Origin of the sequence: Halomonas sabkhae (assembly GCF_030409265.1) — a bacterium.
Taxonomy (GTDB): domain Bacteria; phylum Pseudomonadota; class Gammaproteobacteria; order Pseudomonadales; family Halomonadaceae; genus Halomonas; species Halomonas halmophila.
Map to the genome: position 1 here is coordinate 23184 of NZ_JAUFPM010000001.1, position 21702 is coordinate 44885.

General features: G+C 63.4%; 16 protein-coding genes. 3 read left to right on the forward strand and 13 right to left on the reverse strand.

Annotation, left to right across the window (positions count from 1 at the left end):
- Window positions 1-194: 194 nt before the first annotated feature.
- Complete coding sequence (locus QWY79_RS00055) at window positions 195-3314, reverse strand: efflux RND transporter permease subunit (RefSeq protein WP_290268648.1); 3120 nt, start codon at window positions 3312-3314, stop codon at window positions 195-197.
- Window positions 3314-4429: an efflux RND transporter periplasmic adaptor subunit gene (locus QWY79_RS00060; RefSeq protein ID WP_290268650.1), complete on the reverse strand. Its 1116-nt coding sequence runs from the start codon at window positions 4427-4429 to the stop codon at window positions 3314-3316. The genes QWY79_RS00055 and QWY79_RS00060 overlap by 1 nt, the downstream gene beginning before the upstream one ends.
- A 283-nt stretch (window positions 4430-4712) precedes the next feature.
- On the opposite strand from QWY79_RS00060, the gene QWY79_RS00065 reads away from it, so the two are divergent.
- The gene (locus QWY79_RS00065) at window positions 4713-5888 is read left to right on the forward strand and encodes a BaiN/RdsA family NAD(P)/FAD-dependent oxidoreductase (RefSeq protein WP_290268652.1); all 1176 of its coding nucleotides are present in this window, start codon (window positions 4713-4715) and stop codon (window positions 5886-5888) included.
- 129 nt (window positions 5889-6017) lie between these two features.
- Here QWY79_RS00065 and QWY79_RS00070 read toward each other — a convergent pair whose 3' ends face one another.
- Window positions 6018-7121, reverse strand: a complete 1104-nt coding sequence (locus QWY79_RS00070; protein WP_290268654.1) for a DUF4214 domain-containing protein — start codon at window positions 7119-7121, stop codon at window positions 6018-6020.
- A 253-nt stretch (window positions 7122-7374) separates the two neighbouring features.
- Here QWY79_RS00070 and QWY79_RS00075 point away from each other — a divergent pair, with 253 nt between their 5' ends.
- A complete protein-coding gene (locus tag QWY79_RS00075; protein ID WP_290268655.1) occupies window positions 7375-8385 on the forward strand; it encodes a CHAD domain-containing protein in 1011 nt (336 codons plus the stop codon).
- A 44-nt stretch (window positions 8386-8429) separates the two neighbouring features.
- Here the strand turns inward: QWY79_RS00075 and QWY79_RS00080 are convergent, their stop codons facing one another.
- The 5 genes from QWY79_RS00080 to QWY79_RS00100 all read right to left on the reverse strand — a co-directional run bounded on the left by QWY79_RS00080 (window position 8430) and on the right by QWY79_RS00100 (window position 11548).
- Entirely contained in the window at window positions 8430-9164 is a 735-nt protein-coding gene (locus QWY79_RS00080; RefSeq protein WP_290268657.1) for a ParA family protein, read from the reverse strand.
- A 110-nt stretch (window positions 9165-9274) separates the two neighbouring features.
- The gene (locus tag QWY79_RS00085; protein ID WP_290268659.1) at window positions 9275-9583 is read right to left on the reverse strand and encodes a YqjK-like family protein; all 309 of its coding nucleotides are present in this window, start codon (window positions 9581-9583) and stop codon (window positions 9275-9277) included.
- Window positions 9558-9965, reverse strand: a complete 408-nt coding sequence (locus QWY79_RS00090) for a phage holin family protein (protein ID WP_290268661.1) — start codon at window positions 9963-9965, stop codon at window positions 9558-9560. Before QWY79_RS00090 ends, QWY79_RS00085 begins: the two co-directional genes overlap by 26 nt.
- A complete protein-coding gene (locus tag QWY79_RS00095) occupies window positions 9965-10327 on the reverse strand; it encodes an ElaB/YgaM/YqjD family protein (RefSeq protein ID WP_290269102.1) in 363 nt (120 codons plus the stop codon). The genes QWY79_RS00090 and QWY79_RS00095 overlap by 1 nt, the downstream gene beginning before the upstream one ends.
- Window positions 10328-10426: 99 nt before the next feature.
- A complete protein-coding gene (locus QWY79_RS00100; protein WP_290268663.1) occupies window positions 10427-11548 on the reverse strand; it encodes a phospholipase A in 1122 nt (373 codons plus the stop codon).
- A gap of 154 nt (window positions 11549-11702) precedes the next feature.
- Here QWY79_RS00100 and mscK point away from each other — a divergent pair, with 154 nt between their 5' ends.
- Window positions 11703-15119, forward strand: a complete 3417-nt coding sequence (gene mscK, locus QWY79_RS00105) for a mechanosensitive channel MscK (protein ID WP_290268665.1) — start codon at window positions 11703-11705, stop codon at window positions 15117-15119.
- Between the two features lie 271 nt (window positions 15120-15390).
- Here the strand turns inward: mscK and QWY79_RS00110 are convergent, their stop codons facing one another.
- The 5 genes from QWY79_RS00110 to QWY79_RS00130 form a co-directional block, all read right to left on the reverse strand.
- The gene (locus QWY79_RS00110; RefSeq protein ID WP_290268667.1) at window positions 15391-15684 is read right to left on the reverse strand and encodes a DUF4282 domain-containing protein; all 294 of its coding nucleotides are present in this window, start codon (window positions 15682-15684) and stop codon (window positions 15391-15393) included.
- A gap of 40 nt (window positions 15685-15724) precedes the next feature.
- Entirely contained in the window at window positions 15725-17107 is a 1383-nt protein-coding gene (locus QWY79_RS00115) for a coiled-coil domain-containing protein (protein ID WP_290268669.1), read from the reverse strand.
- A 399-nt stretch (window positions 17108-17506) separates the two neighbouring features.
- Window positions 17507-18262 carry a TlyA family RNA methyltransferase gene (locus QWY79_RS00120; RefSeq protein WP_290268671.1) on the reverse strand — a complete coding sequence of 252 codons (756 nt, stop codon included), beginning with the start codon at window positions 18260-18262 and terminating at the stop codon, window positions 17507-17509.
- 109 nt (window positions 18263-18371) lie between these two features.
- Complete coding sequence (locus QWY79_RS00125) at window positions 18372-20420, reverse strand: hypothetical protein (RefSeq protein ID WP_290268673.1); 2049 nt, start codon at window positions 20418-20420, stop codon at window positions 18372-18374.
- 39 nt (window positions 20421-20459) lie between these two features.
- A complete protein-coding gene (locus tag QWY79_RS00130; RefSeq protein WP_290268675.1) occupies window positions 20460-21683 on the reverse strand; it encodes an ATP-grasp domain-containing protein in 1224 nt (407 codons plus the stop codon).
- Window positions 21684-21702 lie beyond the last annotated feature (19 nt).

Here is a 21702-nt window from a genome sequence, read left to right on the forward strand (position 1 = left end):
GCTCCTGCGACAGCCAGTGTCGCGATCACGACGCGCGCCCCGCCAGAGTCGTTTCCATACACAGACTAGCGGGTGCGGCCATCACTCGGCCAGGTATTGTCGTGGCCGTGGCGTCGGGTGGTGTCAACGCTGACGGCGGGGCATCACGCCAGGGGCCGCCACGATGACGGCCCCTGGGTCGGCAACGTGCACCCTCAATGGCCGGCTGGGTGCTCGGCCATTTCACGATCCAGGCGCCGTGCCACGGCGCCGGGGGAACCGGTGCGGCGAGCCAGCAGGTCATAGGCCACCGGCACCACGAAGAGGGTGAAGACCGTGGCGGTGGCCAGGCCGCACAGGATGACCGTGCCCAGCACCAGGCGTGTCTCGGCACCGGCGCCGCTGGACAGGATCAAGGGAATCGCCCCGGCCATGGTGGTCACGGCGGTCATGATGACCGGCCGCATGCGCGTCACCGCGGCTTCGACCAGCGCCTCGTGGAAGCGGTGCCCGGCATCGCGCAGCTGGTTGGCGAACTCGACGATCAGGATGCCGTTCTTGGCGGCCAGCCCGACCAGCATCACCAGTCCCACCTGGCTATAGGTGTTGAGTGTCTGACCACTCAACCACAGGCCGAGCAGGGCACCGATCATCGCCAGGGGCACGGTGATCATGATCACCAGCGGATGAATGAAGCTCTCGAACTGGGCGGCCAGCACCAGGAACACCACCAGCACGCCCATGCCCAGCAGGAAGGTGGTGGCACCGCTGGCCTCCTGGTAGTCGCGAGCCTGACCCTTGACGTCGGTCTGCACCTCGGGGGGCAGGACCTCGGCAACGGCCGTCTGCATGTAGTCCAGGGCCTCGCCCATGGGGTAACCATCGGCCAGGTTGGCCTGGATGGTGATGGCACGCACGCGATTGAAGCGGTTCAGCGTGCTGGGGCCGGCGAAGTCGGTCAGGGTCACCATGCTGGAAAGCGGCACCAGCTCGCCGGAGCGTGACGAGCGCACCATCAGGCTGTCCAGCGAACGCGGGCTGGGTCGGGAGCCGCGTTCGGCCTCGAGGATGACATCATATTCCTGGCCATCGTCGACATAGCGCGTCACGGTGCGGCCCCCCAGCAGGGTTTCCAGGGTGCTGCCGATCTCGGTGACGGTCACGCCCAGGTCGGCGGCGCGATCGTAATCGATGTCGACGCGGAGTTGTGGCTGGTTCTCCTCGTAGTCACTGTCCAGGTTGAGCAGCCGCGGATTGTCCTCGCGGATGTGAGAGATCAGGGTGTCGCGCCACTCGCTGAGCTGATCATAGGTGCCGCCGCCCAGCACGAACTGCAGGGCCTGCTCGGAACTGCCGCCCCCGCCAAAGCCCTGGGGCATGACCGGGAAGGCCGAGATGCCCGGCAGGTCGGCGAGGCGCTGGCGGACCTCGTTCATGATCGGCCAGGCCGGGCGGCGTTCGCTCCAGTCGCTGAGGTTGACGATCACCATGCCACTGTTGAAGTTCTCGATGGCGCCCCAGCCCATCGGTGCACGCACCAGGATGCGTTCGATCTCTCCATTGTCGCGCATCGGCAGCAGGCGGGCCTCGATCTCATCCATGTAGTCCTGCATGTAGTCGTAGGTCGCGCCGGGTGGACCATTGACGACGATGAAGAAGGTGCCGCGATCTTCCCGGGGAGTGTATTCGCGCGGCAGCTGACCATTCAGCCAGACCATGGCGCCGAGCAGGGCGACGAACAGCCCCATGACCAGCCAGCGCCAGCGCAGCACGCGTTCCAGCAGGCCGCGGTAGCCGGCCCGACAGGCATCCAGCGCACGATGCACGCCATGCGCGATGCGACCCTCGTGCATGTCGCGCTTGAGCACCTTGGAGGCCATCATCGGCGTCAATGTCAGGGCCAGCAGGGTGGAAAGGGCTACCGCAGCGGCCAGTGTCAGTGCGAACTCCGAGAACAGCCGGCCGATATCGCCCTGCAGGAAGCTCAGCGGCACGAAGACCGCGATCAACACCAGGGTGGTAGCGAGCACCGCAAAGGCGATCTGGCGACTGCCGCGGTAGGCCGCCACCAGGGCACTCTCGCCCAGCTCCTGCATGCGCCGGTGGATGTTTTCGAGCACCACGATGGCATCATCGACGATCAAGCCGATGGCCAGAACCAGCGCCAGCAGCGTCAGCAGGTTGATGGTGAAACCCATGGCCGCCAGAGCGGCGAAGGTGCCGATCAGGGCAATGGGCACGGTAACGGCGGGGATCAGGGTGGTGCGCAGGTTGCCGAGGAAGATGAAGATCGCCACTACCACCAGCCCCATGGCAATGAACAGCGTCTTCACCACATCGCCGATGGCGTTGGATACGAAGGTGGAGGCATCGTGGTGCAGCTTGAGCTGCATGCCCTCGGGCAGATTGGGGGCCACGCGTTCCATCTCGGCCTTCACGGCCTCGGACAGCGCCAGGACGTTGGACGTCGACTGCTTGCGAATGCCCAGGCCGACCATGGGCACGCCATTGCCGCGAAACATCGAGCGCTCTTCCACGGCGCCGATCTCGACCTCTGCCACATCGCTCAAGCGCACCAGGTAGCCGCTGTCGTCCTCGGCGAGCACCAGGTCGCGAAAGTCCTGGGGGGTCGAGAAATCCCGGGGCAGGCGCACCATGAATTGACGGTCCACGGACTCCACCGAACCGCCGGGCAGCTCGACGTTTTCCTCGCGCAGGCTGTCCTGGACATCGCTCACGGTCAGGCCGCGTGCGGCCATGGCATCGGCATCCAGCCAGACACGCATGGCATATTCCTCGCCACCGCCGACGATCACCTGGGAGGCCCCCTCCAGCACCGAGAAGCGGTCGGTCAGGTAGCGCTCGGCGTAGTCGGTCAACTCATCGATGGCATAGTCACTGCCGGACAGCGACAGCCAGATGACGATATCCGAGCCGGAATCCTCCTTGCGCACCTCGGTAGCATCGGCGGCATCGGGCAGGTTGTCCCGGGCGCCGGCAATGCGGTCGCGAATATCATTGGCGGCGGCATCGATGTCCTTGTCCAGACCGAATTCGACCGTGATGCTCGAGCTGCCGTCGGAGCTCGAGGACGAGATCAGCTCGATGCCGCTGACGCCGCTGATGCGGTCCTCCAGCACCTGGGTAATGCGGGTTTCCACTACGTTCGCCGAGGCGCCGGGATAGTCGGTATCGATGCTGACGATCGGCGGGTCGATGGACGGATATTCCTGCAGGGGGAGACGATCGAGGGCGAGCACCCCGAAGGCCACGATCAAGGCCGCCAGTACGGTGGCGAGTACCGGCCGCTGGACGGAAATATCGGACAGACGCATCAGGCATCTCCCGCATCGCGATTGGCGCGCAGCAATTCGCGAACCGAGGTCTCGTCATCGGCAATGCCGAGCAGGCGCACCGCATCGCCATCACGCACCCGTTCGGCACCGTGGTTGACGATCAGGTCGCCGGCCGTCAGGCCGTCGAGCACCTCGGCCTCGCCGGGGCGGCGTTCGCCGATGTGCACGCGGCGGCGCTCGACCGTTTTGCGCTCATCCTCCTCCTTGATCACCAGCACATAATGTCGCTCTCCCTCGGGAACCAGCGCGGCTTCCGGAATCACCAGGGTCTGGCGTTCGCGCCGCGCGACCCGGACCTCCATCAGCATGCCGGGGCGCAGCTGGCGCTCGGGGTTGTCGAGTATCGCGCGCACCGAAGCGCTGCGACTGACCGAGTCGACGCGTGGATCAATGGCGGCGATCTCGCCCTGGAAATCGGTTTGCGGATAGGCGGCACTGCTGGCCGTCAGTGACATGCCGGGCGCCAGGGAACCCAGCTCGGTCTCGGGAACCTGGAAGTCGAGCTTCATGAGGTCGAGTTTGTCCAACGTGGCCAGCTCCGTGCCCGGGGACACCAGGGTGCCGGCGCTGACCTGACGGAAGCCGACCACCCCGGAAAACGGCGCCTGGATCTCGTAGTTCTCGAGCTGGGCCTGCAGCGACTCGACCTCGGCCTGGGCCTGGCGCAGCTGAGCGCGGCTATCCTCGGCTTCGGCGCGGGTGCCCAGGTTTCGCTGCTGCAGCTGGCTCAAGCGGTCCACCTGTGCCTGACGCTGGTCGCGCTGGGCGATGGCGGCTCGCAGGTTGGCACGAGCCTGGTCATCGCTGAGGCGTACCAGGACATCGCCGGCTTCGACATGCTCGCCGCCCTCGAACTCGAGACTCTCGATGGTCTCGGTCACCGTGGCCGAGACGGTGACGCTTTCGTCGGCCTTGAGCGTGCCCAAGGCATCCAGCGGATCGCTCCACTGGTCCTGTGTGGCACGCGAGGCGATGACCGCGGTGGGCTCGCGGTCGGTGGGTGTCTGGGCCAGAACTGGCGATGCCAGGCTCAGGCCGAACAGCAACAGACAAACAGCACGGCGCCAGGGAGAGGTTCGAGGTCTCGAGATCATGTCAGGCTCGCTTGATCCAGCGGATGAGTCACCGGGCATCCCGCCCGGTGGTGCCGGTGCCCACTCGCATGGCACCGGGTCGAGCAACACAGGCATCAGGGTACCCTGTTTGGGGTGCCCAGGGGATGGCAAGAGTGTGGCAACAATGCACAAGTTGCGTTCCGCCTGTCGACAGCCAGCTCTGCTAGAATGCGCGCTCGGCTGGTCGGTGAGCGATACGGTCATCGACCAGGCGGCAGCACACGAGTGAATGACAGCGGTGGCCAGGGGCAAAGGCAAGGCAATGACATACGATGTGGTGGTGATCGGGGCAGGGGCCGCCGGCCTGATGTGTGCCCTGACGGCCGGCTATGCCGGGCGCCGGGTGCTGGTGGTGGAGCACGCCAACAAGCCCGGCAAGAAGATCCTGATGTCGGGTGGCGGACGCTGCAACTTCACCAATATGGCGACCACGCCGGCGAATTTCTTCTCGCGTAACCCGCATTTCTGTATCTCGGCCCTGAAGCGATATCGACCCGAGCATTTCGTCGAGCTGGTCGAGCGGCATGGCCTCGAGCATGTTGAGAAAGCGCCGGGCCAGCTGTTCTGCGCCGGCTCCGCCAAGGAGCTGCTGGACGTGCTGCTCACCGAGTGCGATTGGGCCGGGGTCGATATACGTCTCAAGACGTCGGTGCACTCGCTGGAACGCCAGGGCGAGGGTATGCGGCTGGCGACCAGCCTGGGACCGATCGAGGCGGGGGCGGTGGTGGTGGCCACCGGTGGCCTGTCAATCCCGACCATGGGCGCCACCGGCTTCGGCTATGAGATTGCCCGCCAGTTCGGTCTGTCGGTCACCGAGACACGCGCGGCGCTGGTGCCGTTCACGCTGACCTCGCAGTGGAAGGAGCGTGCCGCCTCGCTGGCCGGTCTCAGCCACGAGGTGGCGGTACGCTGTCGCGATGGCGAATATCACGAGCCCATGTTGTTTACCCATCGAGGGCTGTCCGGGCCGGCCATGCTGCAGATTTCCAGCTATTGGCAGAGCGGCGACCCGCTCTCCATCGACCTGCTGCCGGGTACTCCGGCGTTCGAGGCGCTGACCGCCGCGCGCCGCGACGCGCCCAAGCGGCGCTTGAGCACCTGGCTGGCCGAGCGCCTGCCGCGCCGACTCGCCCAGGCCATGGTGGAATGGCATGGCGGCGATGCGCCCCTGGCGGAGTGTTCCAACGCCACCTTGTCGGATTGGGCCTCTCACCTCAATGACTGGCAACTCAAGCCCGCCGGCACCGAGGGCTGGCGAACCGCCGAGGTCACCCTGGGCGGCATCGATACCCGGAGCCTGTCCTCCAAGACCTTCGAGGTCCAGGGGCTGCCGCAGCTGCGCTTCATCGGCGAGGTGCTTGACGTCACCGGAGAACTGGGCGGCTACAACTTCCAGTGGGCCTGGGCTTCTGGCGTCGCCTGCGGCCAGGCGGTGTGATGAGCCGGGGCAACACGCAAGGCCCCCGCAGCCGGTATGTCGGTGCGGGGGCGCAGGGGCATGGCGGCAACGGTCCTGTCCGCCCGGGAGGCGCCGGATCAGGTCTCGCCGCTGGCAGTGCGTCGCGGATCAGGCCATGACACTACCATCGAGCAGTACGCCTCCTTCCGTCTGGCCGACCAGATTGGCCTGATGCTCCTCGCTTTCCGAAACGCTGGCCAGCACATCCCCACGACCGGCGCCCTGGCCGAGCTGCTCGAGATAGAAGGCTTCCCCGCCGGCATCGGCATCACGCTCGAGCACATTCTGGTAGAGGAACTCGACGTACTCGGCATCACTCATGCCATTGACGCTGCCGAAGTTCTGCGTGAACTCGGCCGAGTTGAGCAGGCTGTTGGCCACCTGGCCAAGGCTGGCACCGTTATCCAGCTGGTTGGTGTAGAAACTCAACCCGCCTTGGTCGCCTTCGCGGTCCAGGGCCGCGTCATACAGGCGATAGGCCTGCCCCGCGCTGCCGCCGGCATCGAAGGCCACCACGGCATTGGAGACGCCAATCCGGCCATCCTCGAGGTCCGCCATGGCCTGGCCGGCATCGACCCGCTCGATTTCGCCCACGGCGACCGGCAATACCGGCTGATAGCCGGCGGTGCCATTCGCTTCACCCTCGGTCCCTTCGCCCTGGGAACCATCGAGGGAACGCCCGTGCAGCACGATCTCGCGCTGGTCCAGGTTGTCCATGGTCAGAACGTTATTCAGGGTACTTTCCAGGCTGTCCTCGCCGGCGGCCATGTCGCTCAGCTTGTAGGAAGCGGTCTGCACGAAAGTATCGTCCGCCGGGGTCGGAAAGTCTTCCAGAGCGCCACCGGCTGGATTGGTCAGGGATAACTGGATGGGGCCATAAACACCGGCGCCTTCGGCCAGCTCGACGATGCCATCGCCGTCCGCATCCTGATCCAGTGTCGGTGAAACGGACGTTTGCAGGCTGCCATCTTCAGCGGCATCGAAGCCATGAATGTGCTGGGGGTGGACCATGCCCGCCTCGACCCCGATCCCCGTGGTCACGACCGTCAGAGTGTCCGTGTCGGAATCGAGCGCCAGGAAGGCGCCGCCGGAAACGCCGCTGCTGTTGAGAGCCGAGTAATCGACCTTGTAGAACGCATCGGCATTCTGCAGAGCCGTGTAGGTGTCACTTGCGGAGCCTAGCTGTTCTTGTGTCAGCGCATTATGAGCCATGATGCATTACTCCTTCTGAGACAAAAGTCACATTCAGCGTCACTGCGGCATCGTCAAGGGATGACCGGACAACGGCGCTAGTTGCACGATCAGATACGAAGGTGCGTCGCCGCGGGTTTCAGAATTATTCAAAGTTCAGCGCCAAGCCCGGCCGGCCAGGCCACAAGCCCCGGCATGCCGGTCGCCGAAAGCGTGAAAGGCTCACCATTGGCAGGTTCTATACTGCACAAACAGTCACTCGTGGGAGCAAGCCATGGGGAAATCGCTGCAGAAACGGCGCCTTGAGCGCGTGGTAGGAGATGTCGGGCTGGATCTGGTCAAGGAGGCGCGGCGTGCGCGGCCGCGGGTCATGGACCCCGAAGATCCCGAGGGTCTGCATGATTTCCGGGTGGCGCTGCGTCGCCTGCGGGCCTGGCTGCAGTCCTATCGGCAGCAACCGGGCATTCGGGTGCCCAAGGCGCTGCGTCATGATCTACGCGACCTGGCCAGGGCCACCAATGCGGCCCGCGATGGCGAGGTGATGCTGGCCTGGCTCGAAACCATTCAGCCGCAGCTGTCGGTGCGCGAGCGGCATGCGGCCGGCTGGTGGCAGCAGCGCCTGGAGGCACAGGTGGCCGAGGCCTACACAGAAGCTCATGAGGCCATCGAGTCGCGGTTCCCCGAACTGGAACAGCGCCTCATCGCGCAGCTCGAGGCGATCCGGGCCGGCGATTCCGAAAGGAAAGCAAGTGGCAAGAAGAAGCGGGCGAAGGGGCGGGGAGGGACCCCGCCGCGTTTCGGCGAGGCCAGTGCCCAGGTGCTGGATGCGCTGCGCGAGCGTCTGGAAGCCGAAGTCGCGGCAGTGGGCTCGGTAGAAGACGCCGAGTCGCTGCATCGCCCGCGTATCACCGGCAAGCGCATTCGCTATCTACTGCGCCCGTGGCGCAAGGTATCGGCGGATTGCCATCAAGCCGAGCGCGCCATGAAGGACTTTCAGGATGCCTTCGGTGTCCTCCACGACGACCTGGTGCGCGAGGCTGCCATGCATTCGGCCGCCCTTGAACAGGGTCGCCAGGAGCTTGATGTCAGATTGACCCAGGCCGCGCAAGGCCAGGCGGGGCGTGCCACGGCCCCCGCTCACCTGCGCGGTTTCATGGATCTGCTGAGTGCGCATCGCAACCGTTTACTGCGACACTATGATGACGCCATGGGTGCCGGTGGCGTGGACGCGATCGATGCCCTCTCGGCGCGCTTGAACAGAGCGGCCGAGGCCATGCGTCAATGAGCCGGCCAGGGCCAGCGTGGTAACACAGACGGCAGGATGCGTCGCTACTGGAGCCGCTGGGAAATCTCGTTCCACAGGGCCTGGTAGTTGCGGGAGGCCGTGGTGCGCGGCGCGAAGGTATGCAGCGGAGCACGCTCCACCCCCATGCGTTCGACGGCGCTGGCCGCGGGAATGACCGTGGACAGCATCAGGGGCCAGCCGTTCTGCATCTCGTCGATCATCTCGACATGCAGCTTGCGTCGCCGGTCCGCCAGGGTGATGAAGGGCCAGAAGGTGCAGGGCAGCTCCTGCTCATCCAGGAAGTCGCGCAATTGTTCCAGGGTGCGCATGGAGAGCGTGGTGGGAACCACCGGCACCAGGAGGGCATCGACGCTGGAGAAGATGTTTTCGGACAGGTGGGACAGGCTCGGGGGGCAATCGAGAATGACCAGGTCATAGTCCTTGCGCACCGGCTTGAGAATCTGGCGCAGGTGGCTGTTGCCGCGCTTGGCCAGCAGGTTGTCCATGTCCCGTGATGCCAGGGCGGCAGGCAGTACATCCAGGTTATCGACCTGGGTATCACGAATGACCTTGTCCAGATCGGCCTTGCCCTTGACCAGTTTTTCCACGCCACCTCGCACCTTGGGCTTGGTACGCAGGTAAAAGCTGGTGGCGGCCTGCGGATCCAGGTCCCAGAGTAATACACGATTGCCGGCACGAGCGGCCTGAGCGGCGAGGTTGACCGATGAGGCGGTCTTGCCGACTCCTCCCTTGATGCTATAAAGCGCCAGCATGCGCATGGTGAGTGGCTCCCTGAGGTGTCATTAATATGTTGGTTAATTGACACCGCATCATAACAAGAATGACATAAACAATTGTTACGACCAGATGATGCATGCCGCCTCCGGCATCAGGAAAGCAGCTTGCCGAGGCGTTTCAGGGTCAGGGCCCCCATGGCGACACGATTGGCGGCCTTGATGGCCGGCCCCGGGCGACGCAGTACCACCGTCAGCAGGATGCCACTGCCGATCAGAAGCGGGGTACGCAGGCGACTCAGCATCTCCCACCTGTCGTCCAGCGGGCTGGTGGCATCGTGCCACTGCTCGCTGGCCATCAGGGTATCGAGGCGCTGGTCTTCGATGGTGGCTTCCAGCGCCGCCTTGCGCTGTCGGCGAGACGGCGGTGCGTCTCGGCTATTGCTGGCGTTGTGGCGCTTCACGTTGCGACTCCACCAGTTCACGGTCCAGGGCCAGGTGCTTGAGGGTGCTGGCCAGCAGTGTGGGGCGACGCGCCAGATGCATGACCCAGGCCGCCAGGCCGGCCCCGCCGAACAACAGCACGCCGGCGCTCACGGCGATGGCCGTGAGGCGATGGCTTTCCCAGAAGGCGACGATGACCAGGGTGGTCAGCGCGCCGAGCCCGAGCAGCAGCAGGATCATGCTCAGCCCGGCGAGCAGCAGTATGCCCACCAGCCGCGCGCGTTCCTCTTCCAGTTCGAGAACGGCGAGTCGCAGGCGCGTCTCGCCGGTGGCCAGCAGGCTGCCGAGTATCCGTTTGCCGGCATCGAACAGCCGCTGAGCCGGTCCCTGGCCCTCCGACATCAGCGCCGTCCGATCAGCAGGCCGATGACCACACCGGCGGCGGCGCCGATGCCGATGCTGGTCCAGGGGTTCTCATGCACATAGCGATCCGCGCTGTCGGCCTGACGCGTCACGTTGTCGCGCGCTTCGTGGTAGGCGTGTTCGCCGCGCGCCTCGAGACGGCTGCGGGTATCCTGCAGGCGCTTTTCGGCCCGCGCACGCATTTCCTTGACGTTCTGTCGAGAGTCATCGGCCGTGGCGTTGACCAGTTCCTCGACTGTCCGCGAGAGGTGATGGAGGTCATCCTTGAGTTGCTGGGAGGCCTCCTGGCGCTGTGTACGAGAGCTGGCGGGTGTTTCGCTGCCGCTTGATGTTTCTTCCATCATGAGGTCTTCCTCCGGGTGTCGGTCGTGTCCAGCATATGAAGTTGTCGTTAGCGGTGCAATCACTTTGCTTGCCCCGCAACCTCGGGCGTTGTGGCGTCAGCGTTCCAGAAGACCCGACGAGAACAGCGGATTCAGGCTAAAGCCGATCCCCAGGCGATGCACGTTGCGATCATAGTCGATCAGGCTGTCGCCGTAGCCGGTGTAATACTGGACGTGACCGCGTACCTTGCCGAACAGTGGCCAGGAATAGTCGAACTGGGCCCCCAGATTGCCATGGCCGGGGTTGCCGCGCACCATCAGGCTCGCTTCATGGTCGTCGAAAAAACGCCGCGCCACGGTAATGTCGCCGTAGCCCATGTATTCCTCGATGTCCGGGTTATCGTCTTCCGCGGCCGATTCCGGTACCCGCCAGTGAGGCTGCAGCGAGACCCCCCAGCCATCCTTGATGAAGGTGCTGGTCAGGATGACACGATTCCAGCTGCGCGACATCTCGCCGGAGCGGCCATTGGATTGATGATTCAGGGCCAGGCGATTGTTGATGTTGGTCCAGCCGGCGAATGTCCAGTCCGCGTCGAAGTCGGCAAAGATCTCGGGCTCATAGTTGGTTTCGCGGAAGGGTGAGGAGGCATCGGTATTGTAGGCCTGCCACCAGCTCTGCTGGGTATAGGCGAAGAACAGGTCGCCGTCCGCCGGCAGCAGCTCTTCCGCCAGCTGGAACTTGGCGCTGAACTGGAACTTCATTTCCAGATGGTTGGCATCGGCCTGGTCATCGATGCTGTCGAACGCCTTATCGTTGGGGCTATTGGTGTAGCTCAGCGGCAGCAGGTAGTTACGTCGATGGGTGGTGATGGCATAAGGGTTCTGCTCGGACTCTTCCTCCAACAGGCGACGCGTGACCACGGACGCTTCCAGCGGCTGTTCCGGCTCGTCCCTCCCGTCTGCTTCCACCTGACGGTCCCCGGGGTCCTGCGCCGGGCGCTGGCTGGATGCTGCATCTGTTTGGCCGGCCTGGGCGGACGTGGAAGATGCCGCCTGGGTCGAGCCGGTGGCATGGTCGCCTTGCAGGCGCCCGCGCAACTTGCCGAGCTCGGCCTGCAGCGACTGAATACGCGACTCGATGGCCTCGCGCTCGGCTTCGGTCAGAGGTTCCGCCGCCTGGGCCTGGCTCGACAGGCCGGCCAGCATCAGGGTAACAACGAGGAGTCGAGATGGCTTCATGCGCCGCCTGCTTGATTGGGATATAGGCCCTCGTTTCTACCATGACGACAGGGCAAGTCAACTGTGGCGTCATGGCGACGAGAAGCGTTGCTTTGCCGACCCGATGCGCCGAGAATCCAATCAACCTGGTGATGTCACCGATGACGAGGTGTCCGTGAACAGAGTCTCCCGCCGTGCCGGCAAGCGAGTCTTGCACATTGTTTGCCTATTGATGCTGTTGATGGCCTCGACGAGCTGGGCGGTCGACTTGCCGACACGCGAGTCGCTGGAACAGCGCCTCGAGGAATTGCGTCCCGCCGACGGCCAGCAGGTGGATGCGGCGACCCAGGAAAAGCTCGATATTCTCCAGGCGACCCTCGAGGAGCTGGCGACGCTGGAGGCTACGCGGACGCGTCTCGCCGAGCTCGAGTCGCGGATCGACCAGGCGCCGGAGGAGATCGAAGCGCTGCAGCAGGCGCTGCAGGATAGCGAGGACGAGACACCCGCGGATTCGCTGTCGTCACTGGAATCCCTGCCTCTGGCCACCCTCGAACAGCGGCTGGAGGCCACCAGCGTGGCGCTGCGCAATGACCAGGAACGCCTGTCGCAGGTCGAGACGCGTCTGTTGGGCACCCAGACACTGCCCGAGCGTGCACAACAGGGCATCGCCGAGGCCACCGAGCTGGCCGAGCAAAGCCGTCGTAGCCTCGAAAACCTGAGCGCGCAGAATGTCGAAGAGCGTGATCCGCGCATGCTGCAGGCCCGCGTGAAGCGCGCCCTGGCCGAGCAGCGGCTGGCGCTGCATCAACGCGAGCTGGCCACCAACACCCGGCTGCGTGAGCTGGAGCGGCAGCGGCGGGCGCTGCTGGAGCGCCAGGTCGCCAGTCAGGAAGCACGTCTGCTGTCACTGCAACGCCTGATCGACGAGCGTCGTCGTGAGCGCTCCGAGCAGGCCATTGCCGATGCCGTGCAGGACGAGCCCGATGAGGTGGCACAGCATCCGCAGATCAGCGAAGCGCAACGCATCAATCGCGAGCTGAGCCTGGAACTGCTGCAGATGACCAGTCGCTCCAATGAATTGGTGCGCCAGGGGCTGGACGTTCGCCGTCAGCTCGAGCAGGTGCGTCAGCTGCAACGTGGCCTGGACGAGCATGTCGATGCCATCCGCGGCAGCACCTTGCTGTCGCGGATTCTGCGCGAGCAGCGCCAGGCCTTGCCCCGGGTCGAAGTGCGCGGTGGCCTCAAGGATGAAATCGCTGATTGGCGGCTGCGCCAGTTCGAGCTGGAACGTCAGAGTGAAGTGCTCAAGGATGCCGAAGCACAGGCTCGCCAGCGTCTTCAGGAGGCGGGTGTCACGGATGTCTCGCCGGCACTGGTGCAGCCTCTGACCCAGCTGTTGCAGGCTCGTCGTGACCTCATGGACCAATTGGAGCCGACCTACAGCGAAATGCTCAGCTCGGCCATCGAACTTCAGCTACACCAGCAGCAGCTGCTGTCTACCAGCCGTTCGCTGCGCGACACCATCGACAAGCAGCTGTTCTGGATCGCCAATGCGCGGCCGCTCGATCTTGCCTGGCTGCTCAAGCTGCCCGAGCATCTGCTTACCGAGTGGCGAGAGGGCGAGTGGCGCCGGATCCTGCCGCATCGCTGGACCCTGCCGGATGCCGGCGCCCTGATCGCCATTGTGCCGTTGCTGATGAGCGGCGTGTTGCTGCTGTTGCGGCGTTCGCTCAAGCGTCGGCTGCAGCGCCTGCATGAAGAGATAGGTCACCTGCGTTCGGACAGTCAGGCACACACGCCCCAGGCGGTGCTGCTCAATGCCCTGCTGGCGGCCCCCATGCCGCTGCTGCTGGCGGGTGTCGCGGCCGTGCTGTCGTGGGGCGGGCAGGGCGCCGCGCCGGTGATCGGCGGCTCTCTGGTTCAGGTCGCCCTGGCCGGGGCCGTGGTCGCCATGGCACGACGCCTGCTGGTGCCGGATGGCGTGGCGGTACGGCATTTCTACTGGCCCGCCGGCTATGTGGCGCGCCTGCGGCGCTGGCTGTGGTGGCTGCTGGTCGCCATGATTCCGGTGCTGCTGATTGCCCCACCGGCACGCGAAGCCGGCATCAACCTCAACCTGCGGCCGGTGGCGATGCTGATATTGCTCGTCGGCTTCGTCGGCATGAGTATGTCGCTCGGCAAGCTGATCCTGGCGCACACGCCCTTTTTCGGCGTCAAGCTGTTCCGCCTGGTGCTGGGGCTTTCCATGGCCGCCGTGCCGCTGGTGCTGACGGGCCTGGTCGTCTCCGGCTATGCCTACACGGCCCTGAGCCTGGTCAGCCGTTTCGTCATGACGCTCTATCTGCTGGGGGGCTGGATTCTGGTCGAGGCGGCGGTGGTGCGCGGCCTGGCCGTGGCCGCCCGTCGCCTGGCCTACCGTCGTGCCTTGGCACGACGCCGCGCCCAGCAGGAACACGAGGGAGAAAGCGGCCTCGATATCGTCGAGGAACCGCCGCTGGACATGCAGCAGGTCAACCAGCAGTCCCTGCGGCTGGCCAAGCTGGGGCTGATGATCGGCTTCCTGGTCGCGCTCTACATGGTCTGGGCGGATCTGTTGACGGTCTTCGGCTATCTGGAACAGGTCATGCTGTTTGCGGATGAAGGGCAGGGCGCCGACATCGTCGGTGGTGCCATGTCGGTCGCGGATATCATCGTGGCCCTGATGATCATCGGCCTGACCCTGGTGCTGGCGCGCAACCTGCCCGGACTGCTGGAAGTCATGGTGCTGTCACGGCTCGAGCTCAAGCAGGGCAGCGCCTATGCCATCACCTCGCTGCTGTCCTACACCATCGTCGGTACCGGCGTGGTCATGTCACTCGGTGCGCTCGGCGTGGCCTGGAGCAACCTGCAGTGGCTGGTCGCCGCCCTGGGCGTCGGCCTCGGCTTCGGCCTGCAGGAAATCTTCGCCAACTTCATCTCCGGGTTGATCATTCTCTTCGAACGCCCGGTACGCATCGGCGACACCATTACCCTGGGTAATCTCACCGGCACCGTCAGCCGCATTCGCATCCGAGCCACCACGGTCACCGATTTCGATCGCAAGGAAATCATCATCCCCAACAAGACCTTCGTCACCGACCAGCTGATCAACTGGTCGCTGTCGGACAGCATCACCCGGGTGATCCTGACCTATGGCGTGCAACTCGGCACGCCACCGCAGCTGATGCAGCGACTCCTTCAGCAGGCCGCCGACGAGAACGAGCGCGTGCTGCGCGACCCGCCGCCGGAAATCTTCTTCATGCGCTATACCGAGAGCGCCATGGAGTATGAGCTGCGTGTCTACGTCAACAGCCTCGGCGATCGGCTGTTCGCCACAGACGAAATCAACTCGCGGGTCGGCCAGCTGCTGGCCGAGCATGACCTGAACATCGCCTTCAATCAGATGGATGTCTGGCTGCACCGCAGCGACGGCACCAGGGCGCGACTGGAGTCCCGGCCATCTGCGAGTTCGTCGAGCACACCGCCACCCAGTCACCCGCCCCCGGGCGCGCCCGGTGATCCCGGTGATGTCAGTGGTGGCGACGGGGGAGGTGGCGATGGTGGTGGGCGGTGAGCGCATGTCGTTTGATTGTGATGATGGACCCAGCACCATTGGGTAGAGTGGTATTGCCCATATTCACTCGATCTTCTGACTCTGCAGGTGTTGTTCTTGTCGCTTGAATGTAGCGTTGTCTATACCCATGGCTCAGCGGCCGTCCCTGATCACTCTGGATATGTCAGGTGTTACTTGAGGCGCCGTTTGGCCCCGATGCGAATCCACTCCTGCTGTTCCCGTTTCTCCTGGCAGCCCGCAAGGGCTACCAGGCGGCATGCGGAAGTCGTTATTAGTTATCGCGCGATGTTAAATGCGAACCCTGAAAACCGTCTCTTACCTCACCCAGTCGATCATAGATACCGAAGAGCAGGATGGCACCTTCGCAGAGCACCCTCCAGAAGATCATCCCTAACAGTATGCCAATCAGGTTGATCACCAGAAAGATGATTTCACCACTGAAAAGGGCGGTAATGACACCTCCAGCTCCTGCGAGGAGGATCACAATGATACCTACCCAATACCCAAAGGTGATAAGTTTTGGTGTGAGAAATTTCTCGAAGGATGTGAAGTCACCCAGTTTCATCTTGTGTCTCCTTGTTGGCTGATCTGATTTTTTCAACGGCTCAGCTATCTGAGGCAGGCATGGCCGAAGCCACCGCTATAATGACCTGCAGGTCAGGGTCGTGCTCAGTTGAATGTGTGCTGTTGTTTTCGTTCGGGGTGATATTGAGGCGATCTGTTTCGACAGGCTGAGTCATATCAACTGTGGTGACTAATTGACCACTCCCATGACGAAATGAAGACGTTGGGATAACCAGGGCTAAAATTTTAGCCTCTTCTTCAAGCTTGAAGTCATTTGACAGCGACACTTCCTGGCGCGTAGTGGAGGAAAAGATCTCCCGGACGCGTCGTGATACATGTTCATCAAGCACAGTTTCAACAACGACTCGTGCATACTCCATGTAATCGTCCAGGAAGCGCTCTTTGCTGGCGGGGCTCTGGATGTTCTCGATGTCTTTCTCAAGGTTTTCCACCTTGCGAGCTGCCCGCTTGTACTGACGTTTCAAATCCCACTCACTGCCATAGCGGTTTTCGGCACGAATTTCGGCATCATCCAGCTTTCCCCTGGCCCGACTCAGCCTGACCTTGAGCGAACCATCCTCGGGATTGTAGCGGTCGCCAATTTCTTCCTGAAGCTTCATGTGCTTCTTGAAGGTTTCAGCATACCCCTCTGTAATCTCGGAGTTTTTCATGGATTTGTCAGGTAACTTTAGATAGTAGCAACGTCCATCCTGGTCAGTTCGGTCGACGGTGATCTTGTCATCATAGCGATTTTTCTGACATTCTTCTTGCTCAATGTATAAATAGGAAAAGACTTTGCTGGAGTCGTCATCCAGCGTCCGAATGGCCATGTCATTGTCGAGTATATATTGATTCCACCTTTCCGCTACCTGCTTGACAAGATGGTCCATTCGTTTTTCTTTTTCATCAATCTTTTTCTGGATCGACTCGATCTCGGTCTGAGCCGGCTGGATGACGTCACGATACCCGTCTCGCTTGTCGGTTACCTTTGTCAATGCTGCCTTGGCTGTCTCCAGTTCGGACTGAATAGGTGCCAGTTTTTCTTCGAGTTTTTCTTTCCAGGCCCCGTCGGACTCTTGCGCATGGGCGTCGTAGGCCGCCAGAGCTTTCTTGAGTTTTTCGATGTCCTGACTGTCTGCGGCTGAAGAGAAGTCGATCTGGTCTTGATACCCCGTGCTCGCGTCGTTGCGTATGTATGCCTTGACGTCTGTGCGCAAGTCAGCCAGACGTTGCGCACCTTGGACACTCTGGTCTGTCAGATAAAAAAGCTCCATCTGTCGGTTATTGTCCACCATGGAGGCTAATTGGCTATTGGCGGGAGTGACTTGAGCTGTATCCGGATAGTTGTTGCCGCAGCCGGATAATAACAGTGCAGTGGATGCCGCAAGCGCAGCCCACGACGTCAGGTAGTGAAGTGATGCCATCTTACAGTCCCTTGCGTAATGAAATGCTATGTCGCGAGCGCAGCGTTACATTCGGGTTATATACCTTTCCAGTTGAGCTGCGTTGCATTTAGCGTTTAGAGCGCCATGAAAAGCTTGCAACCCGCCACTGGTGCCCAAGAGGAATAGGCAAACATGTCTCGCTCATGGCAGCAGATAAGCAAAGTCGGTTGAAAGCCATATAGGGTTCAGTTGATCAACTCATGACCGGAGCTTACAGCCGCTGTCCATGGCAACGTCAGAGCGCATGCCACGCTTGTCTGCTAGAAGGGAGCTTATTGCCCCAAAGGGACCGAGTTGGTTAAGCCATCACGCAATATTATGTAAGCCAGAGCTGACAGTGTGGTGAGGCTTGCGGGCGGCCTCTGCCTGGAATCGCGTTCAACCCCGTTCGGCATACAGCAGAAACTCGCGATTGCCGTCGCCGCCGCGAATCGGGCTTTCCTGCCAGTGATGGACCCTGAAGCCGCTGGCCTCGCAGGCGGCCCGTAGGCGCGCTTCGACATCGGCGTAGCGGTGGGGCTGGGTGACCAGCCCCTGGGCGTTGACGCCGTCGGGGCCGACTTCGAACTGGGGTTTGACCAGCGACAGCAGCTCACTGCCTGCCGGCAGGATGGCCGCCAGCTCGGGCAGGATCAGGGTCTGGGAAATAAAGGCCACGTCCATGACGGCCATATCCACCGAGTGTTGGCCGAGGGCGTGCTGCAGGGCGGTATCGTCGCGCATGGCGCGGGCATTCAGGCCTTCCAGGCAAGTCACTCGCGGGTCGTCGCGCAGGCCGGCCTCCAGCTGATCGCGACCGACCTCGACGCCGATGACGTGCCGGGCGCCGTGGCGCAGGGCGCAATCGGTGAAGCCGCCCGTGGACTGGCCCACGTCCAGCACGTCGCGGCCCTCCAGGGGTAACGCCAGGCTTGCCAGCAGGGCTTCCAGCTTGAGGCCCGCCCGCGAGACATAGCGCTCTTCCGGGTCGTCCTCGACCAGCAGGGTGACCGTCTCGGCCAGTTTCTCGCCGGGGCGGGTCAGCACCTTGCCGTCCTCGGCGCGGCGCACCCGGCCATGGCGAATCAGGCGTTGGGCGCGGGTGCGTGAACGGGCCAGGCCCTGGCCGAGCAGGAGTTGATCGAGGCGAGGCATGGAGTATCGATTCCAGCAGCGGACAAATCGGGATTATGTCACAACGAGAGGTTTTGGCGGCCCGAGGCGCGCCACCTGTAGAGCAACGCGCCCGAGCATCCGTGACTCATCATGGCGGAGGGGTGGTGCCCTTGGAAGCCTGCAATTCGCCAGGGGGCAGGCGGTCGGCGCCCCAGCTGCGCTCGATGTACCCGATGACGCGTGTCAGTTCCTTCTCGGGGACCTGGGCCAGCTCGCCGCGTTCCAGCGGGTCGTGGTGGAAGATGTAGAGCCGTGAGGCGAACTGGTCGAAGGGCAGCGAGGCTTCACCGAAACGTTCGCCGTGTCCGGCGGTGCTGACCATCACGCCGTCTCCCCAGTTCTGGCCGCTGTCGTTGTTGGGGTTGTAGAAGTAGATGCGCGTGACGCCGTCCGGGTCGAGTCCGGCGCGCAGGATGCTGATGGCATGCCAGCCGATGAAGCGGGCCGCGCTGTCGGTCACGGCGATGCCTGCCGGCTGGGGGTGAATCAATGGCTGATTGCCGTTGTAATCCGGGTGATAGCTGGCATAGAAGTGGCGCAGGAAATGCTCCAGCTCGGTGAGCTGGCCGCTGGCCACGTCGACATTGATGCGAAAGCCGCGCCCCGACCACCAGCCATGAAACTCCGGGTTCACCCAGCGGTGGGGGTCCCCCTCGCGGTCGACACAGCGCCTTCCCATCTCGGCATAGATGCGATCCAGGTGCGGTACCACGATCAGCGACACCGGATCGAGGTCCATGGGCAATTCGGTGGCCACACCCGACAGACAGGCCATGGAGGAGATCGACTGACCCTCGAAGTGCATGATGATGTCATCGTCGCGGGCGGCCCAGGCGATCATCTGCAGCAGGTAGTCCGGATCGTTGTAGGCCCACATGGAGAGGGCCCGTGCCGACTGGCAGGTCGGATTGTTGCCCTGGCCCACGCCCAGCGGCAGGCCCAGCATGCACAGCACGCCCTCCAGCAGTCGGGCTTGCGGCGCCACCTCATCGCCGAAGGCGAGGTTGAGGCGCGCCTGTGACCACTCGGAAAGCACCAGGCCGAGCTGGCGCCACATGGCGGGTGCCACCGGCGGCTGATAGAGCACGCCGCGCTCCAGCATCAGCGCCATGCCATAGGCCGCCTGGGCGGTTTGCGGCAGGATGGCATCGTGGATCAGGGCATGCGTCAGCTGCCGATAGCACAGTAGGCAATCGCGCCCCGTGGCCGAGAGCCCCAGGGCCTCGCTGAGCAGGTGGTCGTTGCGCTGGGTGTTCAGGTGTTGCAGCAGCACGGCGTGGTAGGGCGAGACCAGGCCGGTGTCGTGCATGGCCCGGGCAAAGCCGGTGGCCTCGGCCTGCAGGGCCGTGGTGTCCATGCTCGCCAGGCGCTCGCCATAGACGGCTATGCCGGGGTCCTCGCGGCATGCCTGGGTGGGGCCGAACAACGAGCTGACCAGACGGTCCGCGCCCTGGCCGCTGCTGCCCAGGTCGATGGCCGGGTCGGCCTGACAGATGGCGATCTGGGTGATCATGCGCTTGACCGGTTCGACCTGGATGGGCCGCTGGTTGAGGATGCGCCAGATCTCCTCGATCAGCTGGTCGATGATGTGTTCATAGCCGATGCGCCGCGCCAGGTGCTGAAAGAGCTGCCGTGGCAGCATGGCCAGACGCCCCTGGGAGGCCCGCTCGGCCTCGCTGGGGGCGCTGAACAGCAGCGACAGGTTCAGCGCCATCGTCTGCGACAGATAGTGATGGGCCTGTTCGGTGGTGATCTGTGTATGGGTGGTTTCGCCCTTGGCCACCGGCAAAAGGCGCAGTTCGCTCAATGCCTCGATGACCACGGTGTTGGGGTCGGCGCTCTGCAGGGCCTGGACGGTGAGCGAGGGCAGCAGAAACTGAGGGGTTTCCCAGTCCGAGCCCAGGAACACACCGGCGGCCTCCATGGCTGCTGTGCGTTGCTCTACCGCCGCGCAGCCGCCATTCTGCAGCATGGTGCGGCGGGCGGTATCGAGCACCGGCGCCAGCTTGCCGGGTTTGGCGAATGCCGCGGCCTGGTCCAGCTGGTTGATGGCGCTGTCCAGCTTGGCCAACAGGCCGGCGAGCTTGTCCTCATCGACACTGGGCTCGCCGTTTTGGGGATTAGGTGGCGTCGTCACGCAGACTCCCGATCATTGATTTGGCGCATCACGCCTGCTTTATACGTAAAAATCAAGCTCTTCAAGGCTCTTGAGCAGGTCGCGCATGCGGTGCGGGTCATCGCCCTTGAAGTAGGTCAGCCCCCAGTGGGTGCCGAAGGCCGTGCGCTTGGTGACCGTTTCCTGCACGGGCGGGGTCAGCTCGTGGGACTCGAAGTAGGGGTGATCCTCGACCTGCTCGGGGATTTCCAGGCGGCTGACCACGCGCAGGCGCGGATAGACCCCGAAACAACCGGCGTAGCCATCGGCGTCGACGACTTCTTTCGGGAAGAAGGCGGCGACTTCTTCAGGCGTGGACTTGGGATCGAAGACCAGCATGCTGGCCTGGTAGGCATTGAAGCCGTAGACCCGCTCCAGCAGCTCGAAGACCTTGAAGCCCGGCGGACGATAGGCCACCTCGCCGAAGTACATCTCGCCGTCGCTGGTGACGAAATATTCCGGGTGGATCAGGCCGAAGTCGATGTCGAAGGTCTTGATCAGCTTTTCGATCTGCCGGGTGATCTGCTCGCGATAGCGTTCCAGCTCGGGAGAGGCCGGCACATAGACCGAATAGCCCAGAGTGACGTACTCGGAAATGTTCAAGAAGGCGATCTTGCCGTCGTGAATCCAGGCCTCGACGGCGAACTCCCAGCCATCCAGGTGGGACTCCATCAGCACCGGGAATTCCTCGTCGGGAATGGTATCGACCTCGTCCGGCGTGCGAATCACGCGATGGCCCAGGCAGCCGGCCTTGTCGAAGGCCTTGAGGTGAATGGGGTCATTGGGATCGCCGTCGAGCTTGAGCAGGGTCTGGTTGACCCGCTTGAGAAAACGGATGACATCGTCCTTGTCGTGCGCTTCCTCGAAAATGCCCACGCGAATGCCGCCCAGCTGTGCCCGGCGCTTCATCAGGGCCTTGTCGCGCAGCAACAGCGACTGGCCATACAGGCGCGGGTTGTCGAGCAGCACCGAGTTGATGGCGCCCGCCCATTCGACGGTTTCCTCGTAGAGAGGTATCGCCACGTTCACGCCCATGTCGCGCAGGGTTTCGGCGATTTCCATGGAGCGGTCGTTCAAGCGCTCGAAGTTCCAGGACACATAGGGCAGGTCATGTTTCTGGCAGTATTCCTCGGCCCAGTCCGGCGCGACGATGACGTAGCGACGATCGAACTTCTCGGCGGCCTCGATGGCATTCAGGCTCCAGCCCAGCAGGGCGATATACCCCTTGTTGGGATCCTTCTGCATAGACACCTCCACGGTGTTA

Bases quoted from the DNA above. Each gene is read 5' to 3' on its own strand.
- QWY79_RS00055 (WP_290268648.1), bottom strand. From the start codon at position 3,314: ATGCGTCTGTCCGATATTTCCGTCCAGCGGCCGGTACTCGCCACCGTA.
- QWY79_RS00060 (WP_290268650.1), bottom strand. From the start codon at position 4,429: ATGATCTCGAGACCTCGAACCTCTCCCTGGCGCCGTGCTGTTTGTCTG.
- QWY79_RS00065 (WP_290268652.1), top strand. From the start codon at position 4,713: ATGACATACGATGTGGTGGTGATCGGGGCAGGGGCCGCCGGCCTGATG.
- QWY79_RS00070 (WP_290268654.1), bottom strand. From the start codon at position 7,121: ATGGCTCATAATGCGCTGACACAAGAACAGCTAGGCTCCGCAAGTGAC.
- QWY79_RS00075 (WP_290268655.1), top strand. From the start codon at position 7,375: ATGGGGAAATCGCTGCAGAAACGGCGCCTTGAGCGCGTGGTAGGAGAT.
- QWY79_RS00080 (WP_290268657.1), bottom strand. From the start codon at position 9,164: ATGCGCATGCTGGCGCTTTATAGCATCAAGGGAGGAGTCGGCAAGACC.
- QWY79_RS00090 (WP_290268661.1), bottom strand. From the start codon at position 9,965: ATGTCGGAGGGCCAGGGACCGGCTCAGCGGCTGTTCGATGCCGGCAAA.
- QWY79_RS00095 (WP_290269102.1), bottom strand. From the start codon at position 10,327: ATGGAAGAAACATCAAGCGGCAGCGAAACACCCGCCAGCTCTCGTACA.
- QWY79_RS00100 (WP_290268663.1), bottom strand. From the start codon at position 11,548: ATGAAGCCATCTCGACTCCTCGTTGTTACCCTGATGCTGGCCGGCCTG.
- QWY79_RS00110 (WP_290268667.1), bottom strand. From the start codon at position 15,684: ATGAAACTGGGTGACTTCACATCCTTCGAGAAATTTCTCACACCAAAA.
- QWY79_RS00115 (WP_290268669.1), bottom strand. From the start codon at position 17,107: ATGGCATCACTTCACTACCTGACGTCGTGGGCTGCGCTTGCGGCATCC.
- QWY79_RS00120 (WP_290268671.1), bottom strand. From the start codon at position 18,262: ATGCCTCGCCTCGATCAACTCCTGCTCGGCCAGGGCCTGGCCCGTTCA.
- QWY79_RS00130 (WP_290268675.1), bottom strand. From the start codon at position 21,683: ATGCAGAAGGATCCCAACAAGGGGTATATCGCCCTGCTGGGCTGGAGC.